The sequence below is a fragment of the Citrobacter sp. Ce119 genome (genome assembly GCF_030334525.1).
Classification (GTDB): Bacteria; Pseudomonadota; Gammaproteobacteria; order Enterobacterales; family Enterobacteriaceae; genus Citrobacter; species Citrobacter europaeus.
Genome location: NZ_JAOWDR010000048.1, coordinates 1 through 24,431, shown reverse-complemented (window position 1 = coordinate 24,431; position 24,431 = coordinate 1). Strand labels below are relative to the sequence as shown.

General features: G+C 52.2%; 22 protein-coding genes. 7 read left to right on the top strand and 15 right to left on the bottom strand.

Annotation, left to right across the window (positions count from 1 at the left end):
- Nucleotides 1–114 precede the first annotated feature (114 nt).
- Nucleotides 115–750 carry a TetR family copper-responsive transcriptional repressor ComR gene (gene comR, locus OGV80_RS11870; RefSeq protein WP_087051051.1) on the bottom strand — a complete coding sequence of 212 codons (636 nt, stop codon included), beginning with the start codon at nt 748–750 and terminating at the stop codon, nt 115–117.
- Nucleotides 751–993: 243 nt separating this feature from the next.
- On the opposite strand from comR, the gene bhsA reads away from it, so the two are divergent.
- Nucleotides 994–1,251, top strand: coding sequence for a multiple stress resistance protein BhsA (bhsA, locus tag OGV80_RS11865; protein WP_043017889.1), 258 nt, complete (start codon nt 994–996; stop codon nt 1,249–1,251).
- A gap of 86 nt (nt 1,252–1,337) precedes the next feature.
- On the opposite strand, the gene ldtC is transcribed toward bhsA, so the two are convergent.
- The 3 genes from ldtC to OGV80_RS11850 form a co-directional block, all read right to left on the bottom strand.
- The gene (gene ldtC / locus OGV80_RS11860; protein ID WP_200000484.1) at nt 1,338–2,303 is read right to left on the bottom strand and encodes a L,D-transpeptidase LdtC; all 966 of its coding nucleotides are present in this window, start codon (nt 2,301–2,303) and stop codon (nt 1,338–1,340) included.
- 146 nt (nt 2,304–2,449) lie between these two features.
- Nucleotides 2,450–5,896 carry a transcription-repair coupling factor gene (mfd, locus tag OGV80_RS11855; RefSeq protein WP_080625367.1) on the bottom strand — a complete coding sequence of 1,149 codons (3,447 nt, stop codon included), beginning with the start codon at nt 5,894–5,896 and terminating at the stop codon, nt 2,450–2,452.
- A 118-nt stretch (nt 5,897–6,014) separates the two neighbouring features.
- A complete protein-coding gene (locus tag OGV80_RS11850) occupies nt 6,015–7,079 on the bottom strand; it encodes an acyltransferase family protein (RefSeq protein ID WP_043015983.1) in 1,065 nt (354 codons plus the stop codon).
- Between the two features lie 261 nt (nt 7,080–7,340).
- On the opposite strand from OGV80_RS11850, the gene lolC reads away from it, so the two are divergent.
- The 5 genes from lolC (at nt 7,341) to cobB (ending at nt 12,316) form a co-directional block, all read left to right on the top strand.
- Nucleotides 7,341–8,540 (top strand): lipoprotein-releasing ABC transporter permease subunit LolC, encoded by a 1,200-nt coding sequence (gene lolC / locus OGV80_RS11845; RefSeq protein ID WP_003030806.1) that lies wholly within the window; start codon nt 7,341–7,343, stop codon nt 8,538–8,540.
- Entirely contained in the window at nt 8,533–9,234 is a 702-nt protein-coding gene (gene lolD, locus OGV80_RS11840) for a lipoprotein-releasing ABC transporter ATP-binding protein LolD (protein ID WP_080625366.1), read from the top strand. Before lolC ends, lolD begins: the two co-directional genes overlap by 8 nt.
- Nucleotides 9,234–10,478 (top strand): lipoprotein-releasing ABC transporter permease subunit LolE, encoded by a 1,245-nt coding sequence (gene lolE, locus OGV80_RS11835; protein WP_047412003.1) that lies wholly within the window; start codon nt 9,234–9,236, stop codon nt 10,476–10,478. Before lolD ends, lolE begins: the two co-directional genes overlap by 1 nt.
- 89 nt (nt 10,479–10,567) lie before the next feature.
- Nucleotides 10,568–11,479 (top strand): N-acetylglucosamine kinase, encoded by a 912-nt coding sequence (gene nagK / locus OGV80_RS11830; protein ID WP_043015985.1) that lies wholly within the window; start codon nt 10,568–10,570, stop codon nt 11,477–11,479.
- Between the two features lie 15 nt (nt 11,480–11,494).
- Nucleotides 11,495–12,316, top strand: a complete 822-nt coding sequence (gene cobB / locus OGV80_RS11825) for a Sir2 family NAD+-dependent deacetylase (protein WP_003832281.1) — start codon at nt 11,495–11,497, stop codon at nt 12,314–12,316.
- Nucleotides 12,317–12,337: 21 nt separating this feature from the next.
- Here the strand turns inward: cobB and OGV80_RS11820 are convergent, their stop codons facing one another.
- From OGV80_RS11820 to potA, 5 genes are all read right to left on the bottom strand, one after another.
- Nucleotides 12,338–12,844 (bottom strand): methyltransferase family protein, encoded by a 507-nt coding sequence (locus tag OGV80_RS11820; RefSeq protein ID WP_087052710.1) that lies wholly within the window; start codon nt 12,842–12,844, stop codon nt 12,338–12,340.
- Between the two features lie 135 nt (nt 12,845–12,979).
- On the bottom strand, nt 12,980–14,026 hold the full coding sequence (gene potD / locus OGV80_RS11815) for a spermidine/putrescine ABC transporter substrate-binding protein PotD (RefSeq protein WP_003030797.1): 1,047 nt from the start codon (nt 14,024–14,026) through the stop codon (nt 12,980–12,982).
- 27 nt (nt 14,027–14,053) lie between these two features.
- Nucleotides 14,054–14,833, bottom strand: coding sequence for a spermidine/putrescine ABC transporter permease PotC (gene potC, locus OGV80_RS11810; protein WP_003030794.1), 780 nt, complete (start codon nt 14,831–14,833; stop codon nt 14,054–14,056).
- Nucleotides 14,830–15,687, bottom strand: coding sequence for a spermidine/putrescine ABC transporter permease PotB (gene potB, locus OGV80_RS11805; protein WP_043015988.1), 858 nt, complete (start codon nt 15,685–15,687; stop codon nt 14,830–14,832). The genes potC and potB overlap by 4 nt, the downstream gene beginning before the upstream one ends.
- On the bottom strand, nt 15,671–16,807 hold the full coding sequence (gene potA / locus OGV80_RS11800) for a spermidine/putrescine ABC transporter ATP-binding protein PotA (protein ID WP_075146303.1): 1,137 nt from the start codon (nt 16,805–16,807) through the stop codon (nt 15,671–15,673). The genes potB and potA overlap by 17 nt, the downstream gene beginning before the upstream one ends.
- A 250-nt stretch (nt 16,808–17,057) precedes the next feature.
- On the opposite strand from potA, the gene pepT reads away from it, so the two are divergent.
- A complete protein-coding gene (pepT, locus tag OGV80_RS11795) occupies nt 17,058–18,284 on the top strand; it encodes a peptidase T (protein ID WP_286514970.1) in 1,227 nt (408 codons plus the stop codon).
- 103 nt (nt 18,285–18,387) lie between these two features.
- On the opposite strand, the gene roxA is transcribed toward pepT, so the two are convergent.
- The 6 genes from roxA to OGV80_RS11765 form a co-directional block, all read right to left on the bottom strand.
- A complete protein-coding gene (roxA, locus tag OGV80_RS11790; protein WP_003030786.1) occupies nt 18,388–19,509 on the bottom strand; it encodes a [50S ribosomal protein L16]-arginine 3-hydroxylase in 1,122 nt (373 codons plus the stop codon).
- A gap of 92 nt (nt 19,510–19,601) precedes the next feature.
- On the bottom strand, nt 19,602–21,065 hold the full coding sequence (phoQ, locus tag OGV80_RS11785) for a two-component system sensor histidine kinase PhoQ (RefSeq protein WP_043015991.1): 1,464 nt from the start codon (nt 21,063–21,065) through the stop codon (nt 19,602–19,604).
- Entirely contained in the window at nt 21,065–21,736 is a 672-nt protein-coding gene (gene phoP / locus OGV80_RS11780; RefSeq protein WP_003846709.1) for a two-component system response regulator PhoP, read from the bottom strand. Before phoP ends, phoQ begins: the two co-directional genes overlap by 1 nt.
- Nucleotides 21,737–21,809: 73 nt before the next feature.
- Nucleotides 21,810–23,096, bottom strand: a complete 1,287-nt coding sequence (locus OGV80_RS11775) for a site-specific integrase (RefSeq protein WP_044700610.1) — start codon at nt 23,094–23,096, stop codon at nt 21,810–21,812.
- Entirely contained in the window at nt 23,096–23,311 is a 216-nt protein-coding gene (xisR, locus tag OGV80_RS11770) for an excisionase family protein (RefSeq protein WP_032943036.1), read from the bottom strand. Before xisR ends, OGV80_RS11775 begins: the two co-directional genes overlap by 1 nt.
- Before the next feature lie 66 nt (nt 23,312–23,377).
- Nucleotides 23,378–24,431, bottom strand: a 1,054-nt coding sequence (locus OGV80_RS11765) for a 3'-5' exonuclease (protein ID WP_286514968.1), incomplete at its 5' end; no start/stop codon positions are given.

Sequence of the window (24,431 nt, the reverse complement as noted above, 5' to 3'; positions counted from 1 at the left end):
GATCAGATAAGATGATGAAAACAATAGGGAATGTAGGGGTAATGCGCGGAGTTTTAACCGGGGGCTGTACCAGCTCCCGGTCATGTCAATACAGCGGGGAAAAGCGGGAAAGGCTTAGGCTTTGATGAGCTCGGGCCAAAGCCGCAGGGTTGTATGTGCGATCTGCATCAGTTTTTCAAATGTTGCACCTTCACGGGCGCTGATCGACATACCCTGTAAAATACAGTTCAGGTATTCGGCCAGTTTTTGCACGTCGCAATGGGCCGGGATTTCGCCTCGCTGCTGGCGCTGGTGAAGAAACTGGGTAAGCGTCTGTTCTTGCATTGCATGGCGGGATTTCACCGTGTGCGCAATATCGCGGGAAGAGGCTGCCAGCGTCGCAGAAGTGTTAATCATGAAACATCCCGCCGGGGTGTCCTTGCTGGTGAAACAGGTCGCTATGGCGGTGAAATAGTCTTCCAGTGCGGACTCCAGACTTTTTTCTTCGCAAAACAGCTGGGCTTCGTGTTTCGCCGCAAAGCGGGTGATGTAGCGGTCCAGCACGGCACGAAACAACCCTTCTTTATTGGTGAACTCTGCATACAGCGTGGGCGCTTTTGCGCCGGTGGCTTCTACGAGATCGGCGAGCGAAGTCGCTTCATATCCGTGCTGCCAGAAGAGTGTCATGGCCTTATCAAGCGCGGCTTCCCTGTCGAACACTTTTGGTCGGCCACGGCTTTTTTTAGCACAACCTGTCGTTTCAGTTGTCATGGCGCCGATGTACCTTTGTTAGGTTTATTGAATAACCATTATAAAAATATTCGACTGCACACTCCAGCGGATTCACGATAAAAATAATATATAGCTATTAGTATGAAAAATAAGGTCTTTGTGTTTTATTTAACGATCATTATAAAAAAATGTTGACGTGTGACCTGGATCACATCTATGATTTACCTATCGATCGTTAAGTTAATCTTTTCGACACACATTCATCTGCTAAAGGTCACTATCATGAAAAACGTAAAAACTCTGTTTGTTGCTGCTGTTCTTAGCTCACTGTCATTTGCAAGCTTTGCCGCCGTTGAAGTTCAGGCCACACCTGCTGGTCAAGAGAAAGTCGGTACTATTTCTGCGAATGCGGGGACTAACTTAGGTTCTCTGGAAGATCAGCTGGCGCAGAAAGCGGATGAGATGGGAGCGAAGTCTTTCCGTATAACTTCCGTTACCGGTCCTAACACCCTTCACGGGACTGCAGTTATCTACAAATAAGATTTAACCCATCGCAATGCCACTGCGAGTTAAATAAAAAACCCCCGCGGAATAAAATCCAGCGGGGGTTTTTTTATGTGCAGAGTTTACATCGGTTGTTGGGCAACGTCGTAATGACGGGTCACATCGACCGGCATTCCTGAGCGAATTTCCATTGCATGTTCCATGACCGCAGGATCCGTTTGCGCCGCATTTTTAAACGTCTGCATGGATGCGTTCAGCACGATCGGCAGCAACTGCGGGTCGTCATTGATTTTTTCGGACAGCGGCTGGTGTACTTCCACCAGGCGCGCGCCGTTAGGTTCAACAGATGCTTTGATCGGCGTATTGATAATATTGACCCTGGTTCCTGGCTTCACCTGACGGAACAGGGTTTCGATATCACCGTCGCGTAAACGAATACAGCCGGAACTGACGCGCATTCCAATGCCAAAATCAGCATTGGTTCCGTGCAGCAGGTACACACCGCCGTATGCCGCTAAACGAATCGCATGATGGCCCATCGGGTTATCCGGGCCTGCAGGTACAACGGCAGGTAGGTCGATCCCGTTTGCTTTGTATCGCGCGCGGATGTTTGCCGTAGGCGTCCAGGTGGGGTTGGCGCGTTTATCTGAAATGGTGGTTACCATTGTTGGCGTTAACGTGTCACCACCTAACTGGCCAATACCAATAGGATACACGGTCACCGAATTGGTCCCCGGCTGGTAATAGTAAAGACGCAGTTCGGCGAGGTTGATAACAATGCCTTCGCGCGGCGCATCCGGCAGCAGAGTTTGTAACGGGATAGTCAGCACGCTGCCCGGGCGTGGTACGTAAGGGTCAACGCCAGGGTTGGCCTGCAGCAGCGCCAGAAAGCCGACATTGTACTTTTTCGCAATCGCTTCCAGAGAACCGCCATTGTCTTCAACAACATGAACGGCATTCTGACCCACCACGCGGCTTCCCGGTGGCGGCAGCGGCCAGGTGTTTGCCTGAGCCGGAAGTGCTAACGCGAAGGTCGCGGCAAGCGTAAAAAACGCTAACCAGCGAGAGAGTCGATTATTGTTTAACATCACCATAAATCCATTGTTTTTACGTGGTTTTTATTATGTAAAAGTAAACAAGAATTATGGCGGTTTGCTGTGTCGGGAAGTGCAGGGAAGTGCAAAGAGTTTGTAAATTCAACAGGCCGGGTGAGGGGGCTCACCCGGCCTGTTCACTAGGCTACGGCGTTTTCTTCAAGCTGGCGCATAAACTGGCGTACCCAGTCAATTCGGGTTTTACGCTCGCTCAGATCTTGCATAAATTTCAGTCGGGTTGGACCGTCGAGGCGGAAGTGCTGCGGCTGTTTTTGCAGTAACCCAATCAGCCAGACCGGGTTAACGTGGTTTTTCTCGGCAAATTCAATAGTACCGCCTTTTTCATTACCTTCGAGCTTTCTGATCCCCAGTTTCTGCGCCTGCTGGCGTAAACGGGCGATATCCAGCAACGTACGAGCCGGGTCGGGCAGCAGGCCGAAACGGTCAATCAGTTCGACCTTAATTTCTTCCAGCTCGTTTTCACCTTTGGCACTGGCAATCCGCTTATAGAACGACAGTCGGGTGTTAACATCCGGGATATAGTCATCTGGCAGTAGTGACGGCATGCGTAGTTCGACTTCGGTTTGCTGGCTGGTGAGATCTTCCAGCGAAGGCTCACGCCCCTCTTTGAGCGCATCGACGGCATTTTCCAGCAGCTCCATATACAGCGAGAAGCCGATGCTTTCCATGGAACCACTCTGATCTTCACCCAGCAATTCCCCGGCGCCGCGAATTTCGAGGTCGTGGGTCGCCAGCGCAAAACCTGCGCCCAAATCTTCCAGCGAGGCGATGGCCTCCAGGCGTTTTTGCGCGTCGGTGGTCATCGCTTTTGGATGCGGCGTCAGCAGCCAGGCGTATGCCTGATGGTGTGAGCGCCCCACACGACCGCGCAGCTGGTGCAATTGCGCCAAACCGAAGTGATCGGCTCGTTCGATGATGATGGTGTTAGCGGTGGGAATGTCGATCCCGGTTTCGATAATGGTGGTACACACCAGCACGTTAAAACGTTGATGGTGGAAATCGTTCATCACGCGTTCCAGTTCGCGCTCGCGCATTTGTCCGTGGCCGATACCAATCCGCGCTTCCGGCACCAGTTCCGCTAGTCTGTCAGCAGTTTTCTGGATATTTTCGACATCGTTAAACAGATAATAAACTTGTCCCCCGCGCAGAACTTCACGCAGGATTGCCTCGCGCACGACCAGGTTGTCATATTCGCGCACGAAGGTTTTGACTGCCAGACGACGGGCAGGCGGTGTGGCGATGATCGACAGATCGCGCATTCCGCTCATTGCCATATTAAGCGTACGCGGAATTGGCGTTGCCGTCAGGGTCAGAATATCGACATCTGCGCGCATCGCCTTGATGCGTTCTTTGTGGCGAACGCCGAAACGATGCTCTTCATCGACAATCAGCAGACCCAGATCTTTTAACTTCACATCCGCTTGCAGCAGTTTGTGCGTGCCAATGAGAATATCGATTTTACCTTCGGCAACCTGCTCCAGAATCTGCGCTTGCTCTTTGGCGCTACGGAAACGGGACAACATCTCGATGCGTACCGGCCAGTTGGCAAAGCGATCGCGGAAGTTGTCGAAGTGCTGCTGCGCGAGCAGGGTGGTAGGCACCAGCACGGCAACCTGCTTGTGGTTCTCTACGGCAAGAAAGGCAGCGCGCATCGCGACTTCGGTTTTACCAAAGCCGACGTCACCACATACCAGGCGGTCCATGGCCAGCGGCTGGCACATATCGCTGAGTACCGCGTTGATCGCCTGCGCCTGGTCAGGCGTGGTTTCAAACGGGAAGCTGTCGCAAAACAGCTGGTACTGCTCACGGTCATGCTTAAAGGCGAAGCCTTCTTTCGCCGCGCGCTGGGCATAAATATCCAGCAGCTCTGCTGCGACATCGCGTACCTTCTCAGCGGCTTTCTGTCGGGCGCGGGACCAGGCATCGCCGCCAAGTTTATGCAGCGGCGCATTCTCTTCTGCACCGCCGGCATAGCGGCTGATCAGATGCAGTGACGACACCGGCACGTACAGTTTGGCGTCGTTGGCATAGGTGAGCATCAGATATTCACCGGTGATACCGCCCGCTTCCAGCGTGGTCATCCCGGCATAACGACCCACGCCGTGCTCCAGATGCACCACCGGTTGACCGGGATGCAGCTCTGCGAGGTTACGAATTAACGTATCCGGATTGATGGTGCGACGAGAATCCTGGCGACGGCGCGCCACGCGTTCCCCGAGCAGATCGCTTTCACAAATCAGCGCCAGATTGCGTTTGCTATCGATGAAGCCGTGCTCAGCTGCGCCAATCATCAGATAACGACCGTTATCTACGGCCTCATCGAGTCGTAATATCCGTTTCGGCGCCACTTTAATGCGGGCGAGCAGCTCGCCAAGTGCTTCACGGCGACCTTCACTTTCCACTGAGAAAATCACCGGACCGGTGAAGCCCTCAAGAAATTTACGTAACGCATCTAGTGGTGCTTTTTGCTGCGCCTGAACGGCGATGTCCGGCAGTTTCTGGAACCCGAGGTTGGTATTCGCAGCTTTGTTCGCCAGACTCTCGGTTTTCAGTTGAACGCGCGGCCAGCGTTTAAGTTCAGAAAACAGCTCATCAACCCGTAGCCACAGGGATTCCGGCGGCAGAAGCGGACGCATTGGATCAACGCCGCGATTCTCAAAACGTGACAACGTATCGGCCTGGAAGCGTTCTGCGCTGGTCTCGATATCACCGGTATTCACCAATAGCGTATTGGCGGGGAAGTAGCTGAACAGCGGCGGCAGCGTTTCGCTGAAAAACAGCGGTTGCCAGTATTCAATACCCGCAGGTAACGTGCCTTTACTGACCTGCTGGTAAATATGCTCGGCGTCGCGTTTCACCTCAAAGGTATCGCGCCACTGGCTACGGAATAGCTCAATGGCCGTTTTGTCAGTCGGGAATTCGTGTGCGGGTAGCAAATTAATGGCATCGACTTCTTCCAGCGTGCGCTGGGTGTCGGTATCAAACAGACGCAGACTGTCGATTTCGTCATCAAAGAAATCCAGGCGATAAGGCAACTCGCTACCCATCGGGAACAGATCCAACAGTGCGCCGCGCGTGGCGTATTCACCGTGTTCCATGACCTGATCAACATGGCGATAGCCAGCGCTGTCCAGCTGTTCGCGCAGGGCGTCGCGCGAAAGCCTCTGACCTTTTTTCATGACCAGCGCATGGCCGTGCAGATAGCTGTGCGGACAAACACGCTGCATCAGGGTATTTACCGGAACGATCAGCACGCCGCGCTGCATGGCTGGCAGCTGATACAGCGTGGAGAGACGCGAGGAGATTATCTCCTGATGAGGAGAAAAGCTGTCGTAGGGAAGCGTTTCCCAGTCGGCCAGGTTCATTACCATCTGGTCGGTAAACTGACGAATTTCATCATGCAGACGTAAAGCATTTTGCATGTCCGGCGCGATCAGTACCACTGGACCGGCGTGATGTTCGGCGATTTCGGCAACCAGCGTTGCGCAGGCCGCGCCGGTAAGCTCACCCAACTGGCGCTGATCGCCTGCTTTCGCTGGGAGCGTGTAACGATGTTGTTCAGGCATTCGGTTGTCAGGATCTCGTTTAGATATACATCTGATAAGCAATGTTCTTTATTATCCGTGATCGTTTCTCATAAGCAAATTGATTCGCCCCCGAATGGGGGCAAAAAGCGCGTTGGGGTTAGCGCGAGGCGGTCGATAAAGAGGGTGGGGAAAAGAGCAGATCGGCCACGGTTTTCTGTGAGATTTTACGCACCAGCAGGCCAAACAGGGTGCACAGCAGCAGGCAGGCGAACGGATACACCAGCAGCAGGGCCAGCTCCGTGTATGCAGGCCAGACGGCATGATTAATTTTGGGGATTAGCGTTAAGCTGAACAGTTCAACCAGAATACGGTGAGTGGTGTAGATGGCGATGGTATTGGCGCCAATCACGCTTAGCGGACTGGATGCGCGCATGCCAAAGCGGCGTTCAAATTGATAAAACAGCTTCATGATTAGCACAATGGAAAGAAGAGAAAGCAATAGTGACACATTTGCCAGCCACGCGATGACGGCGGCGATTGCGCTAACCAGAAAAATGATTGCATGGCGGCGCAGGGGCACCTCCTTGATCCACACCAACAGCGTTGCGCCAAACCACGCGCCGAGGCTATACCAGGGCAAATTGCGAATCACGCTGTTCATTCCCCACCACGGCGTTGGGACAAAATTGATAGCCACGCTCAGCACCACAAATAACGCCAACAGCGGCACCGCCCAACGACTGAAAATTTTACACAGTACAAAATAGACAATCAGTGCATACAGATACCACAGGCTGGTGCTGGCGGTCAGCATCCCGTGGGTGAAACCCGCTATCGAACCGGCATAGGCAGCGTTGGCTGCATGGCTCAGATCGCGCTGTGGGGCCAACCAGTTATTGAGAGTCACTAACGCCAGCCATTGCATTACCCCCCAGATCACCAGCACCCAGGCAATACTCCAGATCCGTTTATCCACGCAGGTTGTCCATGGGACGCTATCGATGTAGCGACGGATCAGATACCCCGAAATAAAGAAAAACACCGGCATGCGAAACGGCGCCAGGTACAAATTGAGGTAAATCCAGCATTTGCTCAGCATCTCTGAAAGCGGATGCTGAAAGGTGATGAGGTGCGGGTAAAACGTGATTACCGAGTGGTAAATCACCACCAGACAAATACATAACCCTTTGATCTGATTAATCCATAGTTCTTTTTTACTCATTGAGACGGCGTATCCATATTGATTGCTATAGCCTGCCATCCTGCGCAACCCGCTGCGCGCTGTAATGCGTAACTGTCTGCTTTTTGTTTTTTTAAGATAAAGATCAGGGACCCGGACTGAAGGGCGGAGGGACAACTTTAGCGGATTGATTTATTTATACTTTTAGGAATAGTGCTGACGAACACTTACGGTTCAGTCATTTACCCATTCCGCTTTCGCTTATATACTCGTGACTTTGCTAACAGCAACCAGACGGATTTCATGTACCAACCTGTCGCTCTATTCATCGGCCTGCGTTATATGCGTGGGCGTGCAGCAGATCGCTTCGGTCGCTTCGTTTCCTGGCTCTCCACCATTGGCATTACTCTCGGGGTAATGGCGCTGGTCACGGTGTTGTCGGTGATGAACGGTTTTGAGCGCGAGCTGCAAAACAATATTCTTGGCCTGATGCCTCAGGCCGTTCTCTCGTCTGAACAGGGTTCGCTCAACCCGCAGCAACTGCCAGAAAAAGCGGTGGTGTTGAACGGCGTCAACCGCGTTGCGCCTATAACTACGGGAGATGTGGTGCTGCAAAGTGCGCGTAGCGTGGCGGTCGGTGTGATGCTGGGTATCGATCCGGCGCAAAAAGATCCGTTAACGCCGTATCTGGTCAATGTGAAGCAAACAGATCTGCAGCCGGGTAAGTATAATGTCATCCTCGGAGAGCAGCTTGCCGGACAGTTGGGCGTTAATCGTGGCGATCAAATTCGCGTGATGGTGCCCTCGGCCAGTCAGTTTACGCCAATGGGGCGTCTGCCGAGCCAGCGTCTGTTTACGGTAATTGGCACCTTCGCCGCCAACAGCGAAGTCGACGGCTACCAGATGCTAACCAACATTCAGGATGCCTCACGGCTGATGCGCTATCCGGTGGGTAATATTACCGGCTGGCGTCTGTGGCTGAACGAGCCGCTGAAGGTTGACACGCTGAGCCAGCAAACGCTGCCGCAAGGTACTAAATGGCAGGACTGGCGCGAGCGCAAAGGGGAATTGTTCCAGGCCGTGCGCATGGAAAAGAACATGATGGGGCTGCTGCTTAGCCTGATCGTGGCGGTGGCGGCTTTTAATATTATTACCTCACTGGGTCTGATGGTAATGGAGAAGCAAGGGGAAGTGGCGATTCTACAAACGCAGGGGCTGACGCCGCGGCAGATAATGATGGTGTTTATGGTTCAGGGGGCCAGTGCCGGGATTATTGGCGCGCTGTTGGGCGCTGTGCTGGGCGCATTGCTTGCCAGCCAACTGAACAACCTGATGCCCATTATCGGCGTGCTTCTGGATGGCGCTGCGCTGCCGGTCGCCATCGAGCCGCTGCAGGTTATCGTTATTGCGCTGGTGGCGATGGCCATCGCGTTGCTGTCTACGCTTTATCCTTCCTGGCGCGCTGCCGCCACTCAACCCGCTGAGGCTTTACGTTATGAATAAGATCCTGTTGCAATGCGACAACCTGTGCAAACGCTATCAGGAAGGCACTGTGCAGACCGATGTACTGCACGATGTCAGTTTTTGCGTCGGCGAAGGTGAGATGATGGCGATTGTCGGCAGCTCCGGCTCCGGTAAGAGTACGCTGCTGCATCTGTTAGGCGGGCTGGATACACCGACTTCCGGCGACGTCATTTTTAGCGGTCAGCCAATGAGCAAGCTCTCGTCGGCGGCGAAAGCGGAACTGCGCAATCAGAAGCTGGGTTTTATTTACCAGTTCCACCATTTGCTGCCGGACTTTACCGCGCTGGAAAACGTGGCGATGCCGCTATTGATCGGCAAGAAAAAACCGGCTGAAATCACCGAGCGCGCGCGGGATATGTTGAAAGCGGTAGGGCTGGACCATCGTGCCAGTCATCGCCCATCCGAACTGTCTGGCGGGGAACGCCAGCGCGTGGCCATCGCCCGTGCGTTGGTAAATAACCCGCGCCTGGTTCTGGCAGATGAACCAACGGGTAACCTTGATGCGCGTAACGCGGACAGCATTTTCGAACTTCTGGGTGAGCTGAACCGCTCTCAGGGTACGGCATTCCTGGTGGTGACGCACGATCTGCAGTTGGCGAAGCGGATGAGCCGTCAGCTTGAGATGCGCGATGGTCGCCTGACGGCTGAACTGAGCCTGATGGGAGCTAAGTAATGGCTTCGCCTTTATCATTATTGATTGGTCTGCGCTTTAGTCGTGGTCGGCGGCGTGGCGGTATGGTTTCGTTGATTTCCGTGATATCCACCGTTGGTATCGCGTTGGGCGTGGCGGTGTTGATCGTCGGTTTAAGCGCCATGAACGGATTTGAACGTGAGCTTAACAACCGTATTCTGGCCGTAGTCCCTCACGGAGAGATTGAAGCTGTAAATCAGCCGTGGAATAACTGGCAGGAAGCGCTCGACAAGGTACAAAAAGTGCCGGGTATTGTCGCTGCGGCACCTTATATTAACTTTACCGGACTGGTGGAGAGTGGGGCGAACCTACGCGCGGTGCAGGTGAAGGGCGTTGACCCAAAACAGGAACAGCGTTTAAGCGCGCTGCCATCCTTCGTGCAAAACCACGCCTGGGATAATTTCAAAGCCGGTGAGCAACAAATCATCATTGGTAAGGGTATTGCCGATGCGCTGAAGGTGAAGCAGGGCGACTGGGTGTCGATTATGATCCCTAACGCCAGTGCGGATCATAAGTTACAGCAGCCTAAACGCGTGCGTTTGCACGTTACGGGGATCCTGCAACTGAGCGGTCAGCTCGATCACAGCTTTGCCATGATCCCAATGGAAGATGCGCAGCAATACCTGGACATGGGAACCAGTGTTTCCGGGATCGCGCTGAAAGTTAACGACGTGTTTAACGCCAATAAACTGGTGCGAGACGCAGGTGAAGTCACCAATAACTATGTTTATATTAAGAGCTGGATCGGTACTTACGGTTATATGTATCGTGATATCCAAATGATCCGCGCCATTATGTATCTGGCGATGGTGCTGGTGATTGGCGTGGCCTGTTTTAATATCGTTTCCACGTTAGTGATGGCGGTAAAAGACAAAAGCGGCGATATTGCGGTATTAAGAACCCTCGGGGCGAAAGATGGGTTGATCCGTGCCATTTTTGTCTGGTACGGCCTGCTGGCGGGGCTTTTCGGTAGCCTGATAGGCGTCGTTATTGGGGTGATTGTCTCGTTGCAACTGACGCCGATAATAAACGGGATTGAAGCGCTTATCGGGCATCAGTTCCTGTCCGGTGATATCTATTTCATTGACTTCCTGCCATCGGAATTACACTGGCTGGATGTGATTTACGTGCTGGTGACAGCACTCGTGCTGAGTCTTTTGGCAAGTTGGTATCCGGCGCGTCGCGCCAGCAATATTGATCCTGCGAGAGTACTTAGCGGCCAATAACAACAATAATACACTAAAGCATTCATGCTGCATCAAGGCGTAGCCAACGCAGAGGCATCTTGAAGGATGACGTGTATCAAGGAGCGGTGATGTATTACGGATTTGACATCGGCGGGACCAAAATTGCGCTGGGCGTGTTTGATAAGCAACGTCGTCTGCAATGGGAGACTCGCGTGCCTACACCTCGTGACAGCTACGATGCTTTCCTTGATGCGGTCTGCAATCTGGTAACGGAAGCGGACCAGCGATTTGGTGTCAAAGGTTCGGTTGGCATTGGCATTCCTGGCATGCCGGAAACGGAAGACGGCACGCTATACGCGGCCAACGTTCCTGCCGCCAGTGGTAAACCGCTCCGCGCCGATCTCAGCGCTCGCCTTGACCGCGATGTGCGTCTGGACAACGATGCGAACTGTTTTGCCCTCTCCGAAGCCTGGGATGACGAGTTTACCCAATATCCGCTCGTGATGGGGTTGATCCTCGGCACGGGCGTCGGCGGCGGTCTGGTGCTTAACGGGAAATCCATTACCGGACGCAGCTATATCACCGGCGAGTTTGGTCATATTCGTTTGCCAGTCGATGCGCTGACGCTGATGGGCTTTGATTTCCCGCTGCGCCGCTGTGGATGCGGTCAACTGGGATGCATCGAAAGCTATCTTTCCGGCGGTGGATTTGCGTGGTTGTACCAGCATTACTACCATCAACCGCTGGATGCCCGTGAAATTATCGCACTGTGGGAGCAGGGTGATGAACAAGCGCGTGCCCACGTTGAACGCTATCTGGATTTGCTGGCGGTGTGTCTTGGCAATATCCTGACTATCGTCGATCCCGATTTGGTGGTGATTGGCGGAGGCTTGTCGAATTTTACCGCTATTACGACGCAACTGGCGGACCGACTGCCACGTCATCTGCTGCCGGTTGCCCGGGTGCCGCGTATTGAGCAGGCACGGCACGGTGATGCGGGCGGGATGCGCGGGGCCGCTTTCCTACATCTTACCGATTAATACAAAGAGGTTGTTATGCTGTCGCGTCGGGGTCATCGGTTAAGCCGCTTTCGTAAAAATAAACGCCATTTGCGCGATCGCCTGCGTCAACGAATCTTTTTCAGAGACAGAGTGGTGCCTGAATTGATGGAAAAACCAAGAGTGCTGGTACTGACAGGGGCGGGAATCTCCGCTGAGTCAGGAATTCGAACATTCCGCGCGGCGGATGGTCTCTGGGAAGAACATCGGGTCGAGGACGTTGCGACTCCGGAAGGATTTAGTCGAAACCCGGAACTGGTTCAGTCGTTTTATAACGCCCGTCGCCATCAGTTGCAGCAGCCAGAAATCCAGCCTAATGCGGCGCATATCGCGCTGGCAAAACTCGAAGCCGAGCTGGGCGACCGTTTTTTACTGGTGACGCAGAACATTGATAACCTGCATGAACGTGCAGGCAGCCAGAACGTTATCCATATGCACGGCGAACTGCTGAAGGTTCGCTGTTCGCAAAGCGGGCAGATTCTGGAGTGGACGGGCGATGTGACCCCGGAAGATAAATGTCATTGCTGCCAGTTTCCTGCGCCGCTAAGACCGCACGTGGTGTGGTTTGGTGAAATGCCGCTGGGCATGGATGAAATTTATATGGCGCTGGCAATGGCGGATGTGTTTATTGCCATTGGCACATCGGGCCATGTTTATCCGGCTGCGGGTTTTGTGCATGAGGCAAGACTGCACGGGGCGCATACGGTAGAGCTCAATCTCGAGCCGAGCCAGGTGGGAAGCGAATTTGAAGAGAAGTATTACGGTCCGGCAAGCCAGGTGGTGCCTGAGTTTGTTGAGAAGTTATTGAAAGGACTGTAACGGCTATCCGGGCAATATTGCTTAAGTTTGTACAAGCTGGCGGTCCTCACGCAGGGCCGCCATAATCAAAAATCCTGCGATGTAAAAACAACAGATCAGCGCCAACGCGCTCAGCCACACGGGCAGCCGGGTAATGTAGACGAGGCTGCACGAGATAATCACCAGAATAATTCCGGTATACATGGGGTGCGCAATCCAGGCAAAAATACCGCGCGTAACCCGTTTGGCGCTGGGTAAATAGTAGCCTGTCCACGTGTGGCTTTCACCTAAATCCCATTTTCCTTTGATGACCAGCGCGTTACCGACGATCGCCAGAATGAGACATCCCCACTCCACCGGGCCAATCTGATGATTGAAAAACAGGCTGTAGCCAAAAACCAGGATCGGTATTAAAAAAGTGAGTCGTAGCAGGCGGGTTGCGGTGATGGGCAGCAAAGGACGAGCGTTTACCGGCTGTTTACGAGGGAAGATCACCAACGTAAATACGATCAGATTAGCCAATTCAAGTATCAGCCAGAGCGTTGCCATTGGAAGTCTCAGAAGCCGACCTGGAATACTGTAAGCATAGCCAGAAACTGGAGAGCGGGAGTCAGTCGAAAGACGTAAAAGTCGGGTTGGCAGGTAGCAACCCGGCGCAGCGAGGCCTGCCGGGTTGCACGAGTATTAGCGTCCTGCTTTCAGCTTCTGATAATACTCTTCATAGATAGCGCTGGCGGAACCGACATCGTTCTGCCATTCCCCTTTGTTGATGGTTTCTGCGTCAGGGTAGAGCGTTTTATCATTCGCGACTTCAGGACTTAACAGCTTACGTGCTGCCAGGTTTGGCGTCGGATAACCAATAGTTTCCGCAACTTCTTTCGCCACGTCCGGGCGCAGCAGGAAGTTAATCAGCTTCAGCGCACCTTCTTTGTTTTTGGCGTTAGCCGGTATAGAAAGGCTGTCCATCCAGAAAATACCACCTTCTTTTGGCCATACCACTTCCAGTGGAGTACCCGCCTGGCGCGCCACATACGCGGAGCCGTTCCACACCATTCCCAGATTAACTTCGCCTTCCATATACGGGTTGGCCGGGTTGTCAGAGTTAAATGCCGCAACGTTAGGCATCAGCTTCTTCAACTCGTTATAGGCGGCTTCAATCTCTTTAGGGTCGGTGGTATTGCCGGAATATCCCAGTTTGCGCAGCGCCATCTGGAACACTTCACGCGCATCATCCGTTAACAACAGGCTGCCTTTGTACTCCGGTTTCCACAGATCGGCCCAACTGGTTACGGTTTTCGGGTCGATGGCATCGCTGTTAACGCCAATGGCCGTCGCACCCCAGATATACGGGATGGAGTAGTCATTGTTCGGGTCAAACGGCTTATTGAGCATTTCCGGGTCGAGGTTGTGGAAGTTGGTTAACGTCGACTTGTCGATCTTCTGGATCATGCCTTCTTTGCGCATTTTGTCGACATAATAGGTGGACGGTACCACCAGATCGTATGCGCCGTCTTTATAGGTTTTGAGCTTGGCGTACATGGTTTCATTCGACTCGTAGGTCGAATAGATAACCTTAATGCCGGTCTCTTTGGTGAACTGCTCCAGCAGCCCAGGCGGGACATACTCGGTCCAGTTATAGAAATAGAGCGTGTTGTTGTCATTCGCGTGAGCGGCGCTCATGCCCAGTGCCAGAGCACCCGCCGCGAGCAGGTGGCGTGACCATTTTTTCATCATTTAACGTCCCCTGAATTAAGGGCCTTAGCGGCCCTTGGTTTTATCACGTGCAATAAGCTGGCTGGCGATCACCATAACCAGCGACAGAACCAACAAAATGGTCGCCAGCGCGTTCACCTCTGGTGATACGCCGACCTTAACCATCGAGTAGATTTTTAATGGCAGAATTTCATAACCCGGCCCGGTAACGAAGGACGAAACGACGACATCATCCATCGACAACGTAAAGCTCAGTAGCCAGCCTGCAGCTACGGCAGGCATAGCCAGTGGTAGTATGATCTTGCGCAGAATAGTCACTTCACTGGCGCCGAGATCTTTGGCCGCCTCAAGCATGCGTACATCAAAACCTTTCAGGCGTGAGTAAACCGTCACCACCACAAAAGGCAGACAAAAAGTGATATGCGAGAACAGCAGCGACCAGAAACCGAGCTGAATACCGATCAGCATAAACAGCACCAGTAAAGAAATCGCCATCACGATATCCGGCGACATCATCACCACGAACAGCATGCCGCTGACAAACGGCTTGCCGCGAAAGCGGTAGCGGTACAGTGCGACCGCTGTAAGTGAGCCGATCAGCGTGGCGAACGTGGCGGAGAGCACCGCCATCGTCAGCGAGTGCTGCGCCGCCTGCAGCAGACTGTCGTTATTCATCAGCAGGCCGTACCATTTGGTGGTGAAACCCTGCCAGTTGATACCAAAGCGCGAGCTGTTAAAGGAGTTCACAATCAAGATAATGATTGGAATATACAGATACGCGTAGATAGCGGTCATAAAACCGCCGCGAAGCAGTCGACCGATCATTCGAGTTCCACCTTCTTGTTCAGCAAGCGGGAGGCGCGCCAGTAGATCAGCAGCATCAGACCCATCACGATGGTCAGGGTAATACTGGTGGCGGCACCGAACGGCCAGTCGCGGATGTTCAGGAACTGAACTTTAATCACGTTGCCAATCAGCAAGTTTTTTGCTCCGCCCATTAGGTCGGAAACGTAAAACAGGCCCATTGCGGGCAGCATAACCAGCAGGCATCCGGCGATAATCCCCGGCATCGTCAACGGAATAATGATGCGGGTAAAAGTCTGAAGTTTACTGGCGCCTAAATCGCGTGCGGCTTCCAGCAGCGGTTTATCGAGCTTTTCAATGCTGGAATAGAGCGGCATCACCATAAACGGCAGCAGAATGTACACCAGCCCGATAATCACTGCGCTGGGGGTAAACATGATGCGAATGGGAGTATCAATAACGCCAAGCCACAACAGAAACTCGTTGAGATAGCCTTTGGTGCTGAGAAAAATTTTGAGTCCGTAGATGCGAATAAGCGAGTTGGTCCAGAACGGAACAATCAGCAGGAACAGCAGCAATGGGCGCACTTTTTCCGGCAGTTTCACCAAAAACCAGGCAAACGGATAACCGAGAACCAGACAGGCGAACGTGGCAATCAGCGCCATATTGAGGGAGTGAACCAGCACCTCAAAATAGAGCGGATCGAGCAGGCGCGTATAGTTTTCCAGCGTAAAGACCATTTTGACGAAATTGGCGTCGTCGCGGGTCAAAAAGCTGGTGCCGATGATCATCAGGTTGGGCAGAAAGACAAATAACACAAGCCAACCGACAATGGTGACAATCACCACACTCTGGAATTTACTTGTGTTCTTCATCAGCCAGTACGACCTCCCAGCTTTCTACCCAGTTAATCGCCATTTTCTGGTCGAGAGAGTGGTCAAAGTCAGGGTCGTCTTCGTTGAAGAATTCACTGACCATCACCATCTTGCCATTTTCCAGTTCCACAACCGACTCCAGCGTCATGCCTTTGTAGTTGCGTTCACGCACATAGCCGATAAGACCTTCAATATGATTATCGTCGTTGATCTCATCAACGCGCAGATCTTCCGGGCGCAATAATACGTGCAGTTTTTGTCCAGGCACCACCGCGAAGTTGACGTAAATGTTGCACTCGCGGCCTTCCACATTAGCACGAACGCGCTGATCGTCCAGACGTTCTATCACCGTGGCGTTAAACATATTAATCTCGCCGATAAACCCGGCGACGAACAGATTTTTCGGCTCTTCGTAGATTTCGCGCGGCGTACCATCTTGCTCAATCTTGCCATCGCGCATCACCACGATACGGTCTGACATGGTCAGCGCTTCTTCCTGGTCGTGCGTGACAAAAACAAAAGTGATACCAAGTTTACGTTGCAGCGCTTTCAGTTCGTTCTGCATCTGTTTGCGCAGCTTGTAGTCCAGCGCAGAAAGGGATTCATCTAACAGAAGTAAGCGGGGTTTGTTGACCACAGCTCGGGCAATCGCTACGCGCTGCTGCTGTCCACCGGAGAGTTGATGCGGCTTTCGTTGGGCGAACTCTTCCAGTTGCACCATGCGTAGAGCTTCGGTAACGCGGGGAGAAATGTCGGCTGCGGGCGTTTTTTGCATGCGTAAGCCAAAAGCCACATTCTCAAACACGGTCATGTGGGGAAATAAGGCATAGCTTTGGAAGACGGTGTTCACGTAGCGGTTTTCCGCAGGAACGTGAGTGATGTCCTGGTTGTCCAACATAATATGACCGGAATCAACTGTTTCCAGGCCGGCTATCAGGCGAAGAACGGTTGTTTTACCGCAGCCAGATGGGCCGAGCAGCGTGAGAAACTCGCCATTATTGATGGTCAAATCCAGGCTGGAAATCACCTCTTTGCCATCGAAACTTTTGCGAATTCCCGCTAATTGCACCAGTGGAGAAAGCGAACGCGGTTGTTTATTCAATTTTTTACTCTGTCCCATGTAAACGCAACGGATGGCTGACCGATGCGGGGTTTGTGGTTAACCACCTTGATGACTCTTAATGAGGGCCGTTATTCTACGGCAAACCATGGTAATCGCCAATCCTTGTTGCTAATTACTGACTTAGCCCTATAGTCAGAGGGGATGTCAGGGCGAAATATTCTCATTTGCGGGGATAAAAGTGACCTGACGCAATATTTGTCTTTTGTTGCTTATTGATAATGTTGTCACAAAAAGTGAGGGTGACTGCATGGATAAACTACTTGAGCGTTTTTTACACTACGTGTCGCTGGACACCCAATCAAAATCGGGCGTGCGGCAGGTACCCAGCACCGAAGGACAGTGGAAGTTATTACAACTGCTCAAACAACAGCTCGAAGAGATGGGGCTGGTTAATATTTCACTGAGCGAAAAGGGGACGCTGATGGCGACGCTGCCCGCTAACGTTGCTGGCAATATTCCCGCGATCGGCTTTATTTCCCATGTGGATACCTCACCGGATTTCAGCGGTAAAAACGTTAATCCGCAAATCGTTGAAAACTATCGCGGCGGCGATATTGCGTTAGGCATTGGTGATGAAGTTTTGTCGCCGGTGATGTTTCCGGTACTGCATCAACTTCTGGGCCAGACGCTGATCACCACAGACGGTAAAACCCTGCTGGGCGCAGATGATAAAGCAGGCGTGGCGGAAATCATGACCGCGTTGGCTGTGCTTATCCATAAAGATATTCCGCACGGTGATATCCGCGTGGCCTTTACGCCAGACGAAGAGGTCGGCAAAGGGGCGAAGCATTTTGACGTTGCGGCATTCGATGCGCAGTGGGCCTACACCGTTGATGGCGGTGGCGTAGGGGAGCTGGAGTTTGAAAACTTCAACGCCGCGTCGGTTAATATAAAAATTGTCGGCAACAATGTGCATCCCGGTACCGCAAAAGGGGTGATGGTGAATGCGCTGTCGCTGGCGGCGCGTATTCATGCGGAAGTTCCGGCAGACGAAAGCCCGGAGACGACGGAAGGCTACGAAGGCTTCTATCACCTGGCGAGCATGAAAGGGACGGTTGATCGGGCGGATATGCACTACATCATCCGTGATTTTGACCGCAAGCAGTTTGAAGTGCGTAAACGCAAGATCATGGATATTGCCAAAAAGGTCGGCAAAGGATTACACCCGGACTGCTATATCGAACTGGTGATTGAAGACAGCTACTACAATATGCGCGAAAAAGTGATTGAGCATCCACACGTTCTGGATATCGCCCAAAAGGCGATGCGCGATTGCGATATTGAACCGGTGCTGAAACCCATTCGTGGCGGCACTGACGGCGCGCAGCTGTCGTTCATGGGTTTACCGTGTCCGAATCTGTTCACCGGCGGCTACAACTATCATGGTAAGCATGAGTTTGTAACCCTGGAAGGAATGGAAAAGGCGGTGCAGGTGATTGTGCGTATTGCGCAGCTCACCGCGAAGCAGCAGTAAATTAATTGACAGAGGCCGGATAAGCGGAGCGCCATCCGGCCTGGAATATTGCTCTCCAGTAGGCCTGATAAGACGCGTAGCGTCGCATCAGGCACTGTCCGCATTATCCTTCGAAGAACCAGTACCCGCTGTTGACCAGCGCGGCAAGCATGGCAAGGAAAGACGGATCTTCCAGCGCATCCTCAAAGTTCTCAGCTGTCAGCACAATATGGCTGGCCAGCGCTTCCAGGGCAGGGCGATGCGGCGAATCAATTTTCTCACCGTTGGCGTAGACGTCGTCGCCAATACGCAATACGCGCAACCCGCCCAGACGCACTAATACATCCCCTTGCTTCAGGGCATCGTAAATTTCGTCTGGCTGATAGGGTGGCTCCGGCGGAGCAATATCCAGCTCATGACGAGACTGAGAGATAAACTCGCCAAACCACTGCTGGAAATGTTCCGGCTGATTAATCAGACCGAGCATCATTTCGCGCAGCTTGTCCATCTCCTGCGGCAGAACGTCAGCCGGGTGATCGCGCGGCGGCAGGTCAGGATCGCTGTAATACGTGCTGCCCAATTCACGTTGCAAAACGTAATCGGCGAATCCGCTGATCAGCTCGCGAGTGTTTGGCGCGCGAAAACCGACCGAATAGTTCATCGCATTTTCCAGCGCATAGCCTTCGTGCGGGAATCCTGGTGGAATATACAGGATATCGCCGGGTTCCAGCTCTTCATCAATGATGGCTTCAAACGGGTCGACCTGCAGCAGGTCCGGATGAGGGCAGTGCTGCTTCAACTGCAGTTTTTCGCCCACGCGCCAGCGACGACGTCCGGTTCCCTGAATGATAAACACATCGTACTGATCCAGGTGTGGGCCAACGCCGCCGCCGGGTACGGAGAAGGAGATCATCAGATCGTCGATGCGCCAGTCCGGCAGTTCGCGAAACGGGCGCATCAGCGCGGCGGTTGGCTCATGCCAGTGATTGACCGCCTGCACTAACAATGACCAGTTGTTCTCGCCGAGATGATCATAGCTTTCGAACGGACCGTGGCTCACCTGCCATTTACCGTCCTGGTGGCTGACGAGTCGGCTGTCGACTTCGCTTTCCATCGCCAGTCCAGCCAGTTCGTCAGGAGAGAGTGGATCAATAAAGTTGTTAAACCCGCGTTTTAAGACCACCGGGCGTTTCTGCCAGTGACGTTCAAGAAAATCGGGCCAGTTAAGTGTGAGTTGGTATTCCATAATGAGCATCCCGCAGGCTGGTATCTGCAACCGATTATAACGGATACTTAACCTCAAGCGTGAAGTCAGTACATATTTATTACATGCGACGATTACTCGTCTTTCTGACCCGGCTGCTGACGGCCAAAAATAACTTCCATACGCGCGCCACCCAGCAGGCTGTCGCCAGCAATAATCTGTCCGTCATACTGCTCGGTGATTTCTCTCGCCACCGCCAGGCCGACGCCTTGTCCGGGACGTAGCGTATCTACGCGTTGTCCACGGTCAAACACCACTTCCCGTTTGCTTTGCGGAATACCGGGGCCATCATCTTCAACCAGAATATGCAGTTGATCCTCAGACAGTTGCGCTGAAATCTCGACAAACTCCAGACAGTATTTACAGGCGTTATCCAGCACGTTACCCATTACTTCGACAAAGTCGTTCTGCTCGCCCACAAAACTGATTTCGGGTGAGATATCGAGATTAATGTTAACGCCTTTACGCTGATACACTTTATTCAGTGCCGAGGTGAGTTTATCCAGTAACGGCGCGACCGGATGCAGTTCGCGGCTGAGCAGGGCGCTGCTGCCACGCATACTGGCGCGATGCAGGTAATAGCCTATCTGCTGCGAAATACGGCTGATTTGTTCCAGCATAATGGGTTCTGCATCGCTCACGTTCATTTTTTCATTACGCATTGAGCGGAGCGTGCTTTGCAAAACTGCCAGCGGTGTTTTCAGGCTGTGGGTGAGGTCCGTTAACGTGGTGCGGTATTTGTCGTAGCGCTCGCGTTCGCTTTTTAAAAGCCGATTAAGATTGCGGACCAGGCTGGTCAGTTCGCGCGTCGTGGCGGGGTTTAGCATCTCACGATGATGTTCCTCAAGTTCACGGACTTCACGCGCCAGCGATTCAATAGGTCGTAGGCTCCACCAGGCGGCCACCCATAACAGCGGAATGACCAGCAACAGATTGGCGACCAGCACATAAATAAACCAGCTCCAGACCATATACGAGCGTTTTAGCTCAATAGGAATGGTATCGACAACCACAATAGTCAGTTGCGGCATTCTGGCGGTGGCGGGATAGACGTTCACTGCTACCGAATGGGTCATTTCGGCATCGTCGTCATCTTCTCTGACTTCTTTTAACTGCTGCTGAGCAGAGTGATCTTCGCCCAGTAAGGTGCTGGTGGCGTCTACATTGGCTTCAATTTCATGAAAGCCGTTCGTTTTTAGCCAGTCCGGTTGGATACTTTGCGTCAGCCAGGGAACATTGCGCTGCGCCCACAACAACTCACCACTTTCGTTATAGATCAGTGACATTGTTGGGCTTTGCATATCGAGATTCTCAGGCAGCTCGATGTTTATCTTGCCGTTCTCCCACTTTGCCAGGGTATAGAACAGATTACTTTCTCCCCGTAGCAGGCGGAATGTTGTCTTATCAAAGCTGACGCTATAGCCCACCAGGGCAACCATGCCGTAGGCCAGCGAAAGCACCAACACCACGCCTGCGGTTGCCAGTAAAAAGCGCAACCGCAGCGATAATGGAAAAAAATGACGCAATAATTTATTCATTAGCGCAGTTCAAAAAGATATCCCTGGCCACGCACGGTGGTGATGACATCATCCGGGTATTGCGCCTGAATTTTTTTACGCAAACGGCCCATCAAAACATCAATGGTGTGACTTTCACGCAGCTCGGCATCCGGATAAAGCTGCAGCATGAGCGAATCTTTACTCACCACTTTGCCATTATTACGGATGAGCGTTTCCATAATGGTGTATTCAAACGCCGTGAGCTTGATAACTTCATCATTGACGGATAACTCGCGGCGAGAGAGGTCCACCTGAAAAGGCGGAAGGGAGATAATTTGCGATGCCAGACCGCTGTTGCGACGCATCAGTGCCTGCATGCGCGCAGCCACTTCTTCAATGTGAAACGGTTTGGTGACGTAATCATCAGCGCCGGCGCTGAGTACTTCCACCTTGTCCTGCCAGCCTTCACGCGCGGTTAACACCAGAATCGGCAGCGAAACTTCATTACTGCGCCAGCGGCGGATCAAGGATAAACCGTCTTCATCGGGGAGTCCTAAATCAACGATCGCGATATCCGGCAAATGTTCATTCAGATAATAGTCCGCTTCCTTCGCATCTTCTGCATCATCCACCTGATGCCCTAAATCCTGTAACTGAACCTTGAGGTGGTGGCGTAATAAAGCATTATCCTCGACGACCAATACGCGCATCATCTTTTCTCCCTAAAATAACGGTATGAATAGTGTAACGCTGATTATGTGGATTGAAAGCAGCGCTATGAAATTAAATAACTTTTCTCATGCTCCCCTGCCCGTGGGGGCGTCCTGGGGGCAATGCCGTTGGCATCTGATTGTTCAGCATGTTGACCTGATCCTGGTTCATGTCGCCAATCCACTTGGAGTAAACCTCGTACACCATTCGCGCATCTTCATGTCCCATCTGACTCGCTATGAATGACGGATTCGCTCCGGCCATCAACGTCCAGCATGCGTAGGTATGCCGTGACTGATAAGGATTCCTTTCGCGGATATTGGCAAGTTTAGTGCCTCGCTTCCAGCCATAGGCAATCGAGTTCTTGGAGAAGTAACTGCCTTTTTTTGACGAATATGCTGTCGGTGAAAAAACGAAGCGAAGAGATTGCTGCTCAGTTTTTCCGATCTCCCGATGGTGAAATCGAATTTCTTGCTTCGGATTAGCGCCGGTGACTTCGTATTGTTCCTTCAGTGCATCCAGAGCAGGTTTAAGCAACGTTATCGTCCTTATTCCGGCATCTGTCTTAGGGGGTACAAATACTCGCTTATTCGTCAAACTTCTGGATACGTGGATTTCACCTTTTACCAAATCAATGTCTTCCCATGCCAGGGCGCATATCTCGCCCGGCCTCATCCCCGTATGTACGGCAACAATAATGATTAATGCCTGGCTACGGGGAAGGGCGGCTATCAGAGCCTGGTACTCATGAAGTAAAAGTGGGTCGGGATCATTTTTAGATAACTTGAGTCGCGACACTCCTTCATAAGGAGCATGCAATATAAACTGGCTTCGGTTTGCGAGCTTAAGCATTTCTGATAAAACTGCCATCTGTTTATTGACTGTTGAGGGCGCGCGGCCCTGCCTGGTCAGATTCGGCATTGCCGGGTTAATAATTGTCCCGGTCAATAACTCCTTTCGGTAATGCAAAATATCGGCATGCTCAATATCTACCAGACGGGTATTTTCTCCGACTACACGCAGTAACGTATTTACGACCGAAGTAAGCGATAGCAGTGTTGCACCAGATACCTCTAAGGCTTTGGTGTCTGTAAAAAAATCACTTAGTTCTTTAAACGTGGTAATTTTTTTGGTTGTGATGAACTTCTTAAGCGCTTTGGATTCCGGGAAACGTTCCGCATAGTCGAACTTACCGAGCTGTATTTCACTTGTTATGAGCGCACGAAGATTTCCAGCTTTTTTGATGTTGCTGCTGTTCACCGTCCAGCCGCGAAGGACTTCGCGGCAACGTTTGCCGCGATAGGTAAATGTGATCCGTATTTTTCCATTATGCAGCTCAACGCCGGTTGGAAAGTCCATCATGCATCCTGTACTAATTGGTTAATCTTTGGATAGTTGTACCAAAGCAGACCTTTAGAATTGTCAGTTTCCCCGAGAGCTGTCAGATGTTTGAAATGCACGCCTTCGATCCACAAATTCAACCGATAACTTTTAATTTGTCTTTCCGACAAGCCGGTCTTTTCTGTTAGTCGCGCTTCAACCATCCACTCTTCGCTGAAAATGAGTTGCGACATACATAACTCCGATGCCGCCAGCCACAACAGTACATGCTGCAGCTGGCTGTAAGTGAAAACCTAAAATCAGTTTTTTGTCAGGCGCTGCCAGATTGCAGATACGTATTTGACCTGATGCCGGGCGTCAGAAAGCGCATTGTGCATGTCGCCTTCAAACGGGATGTCGAAGCGCGGGTTGATACCGACAGATTTACCCAGTTCAACCATGGTCCTTACGTCCCTGTCATTCCAGAACGGAACAGCGAAGGGAGTCTCTGCTAATGCATATGCGCGGCGGAGAATGACGTTATCAAACGAGCATCCATTACCCCACAGCTGAACAGTGTGACTACCGTTAGCAGCATTTTCAGCAATGAAGTCAGCCAGTAGTTCAAGGGTTTCACGCAGCCCCATGGCCTCATCAACCAGAATTGCAGAGCGGGCTTCAGATGATTGTTTCAACCACCACTGAATTGTTGACGCATCCGGTTTCATGCCAAACGACATCGATGATTCAAGACTGACAACCTGGTAAAATTCGGCACCAGTGTTACCAGTTGAAGGATCAAAATATACGGCGCCGATAGAGACTATTGGTGCATCAGGACCGCTGCCCATAGTTTCCAAATCAACCATCAGGTGAGTATAAAAAGCGTTCAGGTGATCCGTATCTATATGGTGAACGGGTTCATTATTCAGGGAAGCTGGAGGCTCACCAGTTGCATCAGTGCTTTCAACTGGCAAAGCTGCTGCTTCGCCCTGAGGCACATCAGGATTGGCTTTGATTTCGCTGTTGTCAGTTTTTTCCATCTGCACATCGCTGGTGGTTTCCTCGGTATTGGCTTGATGTAATTTTTCTTCGACCGCGCGCTGGCGTACCTGGTCTACGACAGAAAGCGCTGGCGCCGGCTGGTTACCCATCAGGCCATCAATGGAGAAAACACCGTTGCCCATGTTGGCGATTTCTGGTTGCTCGGTTATTGCCTTCTGTTCAGCTGTGGACTTCTCTTTAATCTCGTTTTCCCAGCTTTTTTCTGGTACGTGACCGGCTGCCGCCAGAGTTTCTTCAGTTGGGTGCTGGTGGTCGGTTTCAGTCAGGTTTTTGTTGATGTAACGGCTCAGCAGTTCCGGGAAATGGTGA